The following is a 3,005-nucleotide window of genomic DNA, read 5'->3' on the forward strand; positions in this document are numbered from 1 at the left end:
CATTTGACGTCGCTCGGACTGGGGATCGAAGTAGTTCTCCTCCCAGCGCAATCCAGTTGCCATGCACAGCAGGTCGCGAATCGAAACGCCGTCATATCCGGTATCGATCAGCTGCGGCAGATAGTGCGTCAGTTGCTGGTCGACGCTCTTGATGTAGCCGTCACGGATCGCCGCGCCGACCAGCGTCGTCGCCACCGATTTCGCGATTGAATTCGAGATCCACGGCGTCGCCGCGGTGTTGCCGAACTCGTGATGCTCACAGATCACCTTGCCGCGCTTGATGACCATGAGCCCAGCAACCCGGTTGCGCGCCACATAGTCGACTAGATCGTACGGCCCGCCAGTAGAACGAATCTCGATGTCAGACAGTTGTTCAGCGGCCCGCGGCAACGGCAGCACCGAGCTGCCGCGCCGAACCGTGCGCAGCGCGAACTTCCAGTCCTGATTGCGAAATAGCCGCAGCTGCTGGTCCGGCAGTACTTTGCCGGCGAACGCTCTTTGCGTGAGCTGATCATCCGTCACACCTGCACGCGTTGGCTGCTGCATGCCCGCTTCCCCTGACTATCTGTGAAGACAACTACTGCGGCTTGTACGTCAACACCGCGAAGCTGTTTGGATGATATGTGCGCGTCGACACACCACTCGCATCCGGCTTGCCGGTCGTATAGTCCGCCGCCACTACGAAGAGCCGGCCGCTGCGCTCATCGATGTGCATCATGCGCGCCCCTACTCGCGTCGATACGGTGCCCAGCAACTCATAAGCATCGGGACCGCTCTGTTGAATCACGAACAATGAGCTGTCCGTACCATGCGCCGTGACGATGCGATGGCGTTGTTCGTCGATCACCAGTGCGTCCATGCCCTTGCCAATCGGAATCTTGGCCACGGTGCGCCCGGTGCTCGCATCCAGGGCGAAGAACAACGGCTGCTCGCCGGAGCATGCCGCGAGGATCCGGTTGGTCGCCGCCTGGTAGCGAACTTTGGCGACGTTGCACTCGACCGGCCAGCGCGCCTGCTCAGCCAGAGTCTTGGAATCCAGTTTCAGGATCAAGTTGTCTCGGCGCGCCGGCGCAAACAGATGACCCTTGCCGTCCACGGCCGGATCGTCCATTTTCTTGAACGGGAACGTGGTCTTCTTGATCAGCTTGCCGGTCGCCGCATCCAGCGTGAACCAGGTCGACTCACTCGGCCGGCCGCCGACGATGGCATGGATCTGCTTGGTCACCGGGTCGTGCACGGCGCTGTTCAAGCCACCATCGCTCGCCAAGCTCAGCCGCTCGATGAGCTGCAACGTCTTCAAGTTGAAACTGAGCAGCGAACCATCGGTCATCGCGACATAGCCGCGATTGTACTCAGGCAACAGCAGCGGGCCGTTTGCGCCCGCCGAGTTTTCCACCGTCGCGACTGTCTTGCTCCTGTCGACATCGAACACAGTCAAGCCATCCGACGCACGCGCCATGAACAGTCGACTGCCGCCCGGCTCCATCTTGATATAGTCCCAACCGGTATCGGTGCTCGATAGCAGCGTCGAATTCTCCAGCGCATACAGCAGCTCTCCCGCCGCGGCATGAGCGCTGCTCAAGACGGACGATGCAGCAAAGGCGGCAAGCGCCAGGGATCGATATCTCATCGTAGCAATCCTCATCGTAACTTGGGACCAACGGCGTCCGTGAAAATGCTCAGGACAACCCAAACAAGGCGGCAGTCTGGTCGAGGCTGCGCTTGGCCTTCTCGACCATCTCATCGATTTCGCTGCGAGTTATCACCAGTGGCGGACACAGCACCATGGTCTGACGGCCGGTCGGCCTCATGATGAGATTGTTCTGGAGCGCGAAGTCGCGACAACGCGGCGCCGCTTCCTCTTCCTGCGCGAAGATCGTTCGGCTGTCCCGATCCTTCACTAGTTGCAACGCCGCCAACAGTCCTGCGCCGCGCAACTCACCCACGATGGGATGCGCATCGGCCAGCTGCTGCAAACAAGCTCGGAAGTACGGACCGACATCCTCACGCACGCGCTCGACCAAACCCTCCTTCTTCATCAATGCGATGTTCGCGAGCGACACTGCGCACGCGGCAGGATGACCGGAATACGTGTAGCCATGGTGGATCTGACCTCCGTTGTGAATGACGTCATAGATGCGTTCATGGATGGCGGCCGCGGCAATGGGCAGGTAGCCCGACGACAGACCCTTCGCCATCGGCATGAAGTCTGGCTGGATGCCGTACGTCTGCGAGCCAAACCAGCTGCCGGTGCGGCCGAAGCCGCAGATCACCTCATCGGCGATCAGCAGCACCTGGTATTTGCGACAAATACGCTGAATCTCTGGCCAGTAAGTGGATGGCGGATCGAAACCGCCACCGGCGCCCTGCACCGGCTCTCCAATGAACGCCGCGACGTTGTCCGCACCAAGTTCGAGGATCTTGTTCTCCAGTTCGCGCGCCGCTTTGACGCCGTACTCCTCTCGCGACAGGTCCCCGCCCATCGTGTACCAATGCGGATGCGGGATATGAACGAAGTCCGGCAACACCTGCCGATCCAGCGCGTGCATCGCCGGCATACCGCCAAGGCTCGACGCCGCAAGCGTGCTGCCGTGATAACCGTACGTGCGGCCAATGAAGATACGCCGCGTGGGCTTGCCCTGCAGCGCCCAGTAATGCCTCGCGAGGCGGATGATGGTGTCATTCGCTTCCGACCCCGAGTTGGCGAAAAAGAAATGTTTCAACCCCGCAGGCGTCAGATCGGCGAGCGTCCTCGCGAGCTCGATCTGGGTCGGCGTGGAGGACTGAAAGAAGCTGTTGTAGTACGGCAGTGTTTCGAGCTGGCGCGTAGCTGCGTCGATGAGCTCGCGCCGCCCATAGCCCACAGCGACGCACCACAGGCCCGCCATCCCATCGAGGATCTTATTGCCATCCGTGTCCCAGACATAAACGCCATCAGCCCGTTCGATCACTCGCGTGCCGCGCGCTGCAAGCGCTTTCGGATCGGTGAAGGGATGCAGGTGATG

3 protein-coding genes are annotated in these 3,005 nt (G+C 60.9%); all 3 read right to left on the minus strand.

What is annotated here, in order from left to right:
* Window positions 1-546 (minus strand): serine hydrolase domain-containing protein (locus tag JNL55_RS08910; RefSeq protein WP_293852190.1); only part of this gene is annotated, 546 nt, incomplete at its 3' end.
* 31 nt (window positions 547-577) lie between these two features.
* On the minus strand, window positions 578-1,630 hold the full coding sequence (locus tag JNL55_RS08915; RefSeq protein WP_293852192.1) for a hypothetical protein: 1,053 nt from the start codon (window positions 1,628-1,630) through the stop codon (window positions 578-580).
* Between the two features lie 49 nt (window positions 1,631-1,679).
* Window positions 1,680-3,005, minus strand: a 1,326-nt coding sequence (locus tag JNL55_RS08920) for an aspartate aminotransferase family protein (RefSeq protein ID WP_293852194.1), incomplete at its 5' end; no start/stop codon positions are given.

This window comes from Steroidobacter sp., from assembly GCF_016790065.1.
GTDB lineage: Bacteria > Pseudomonadota > Gammaproteobacteria > Steroidobacterales > Steroidobacteraceae > Steroidobacter.

Bases quoted from the DNA above. Each gene is read 5' to 3' on its own strand.
- JNL55_RS08915 (WP_293852192.1), bottom strand. From the start codon at position 1,630: ATGAGATATCGATCCCTGGCGCTTGCCGCCTTTGCTGCATCGTCCGTC.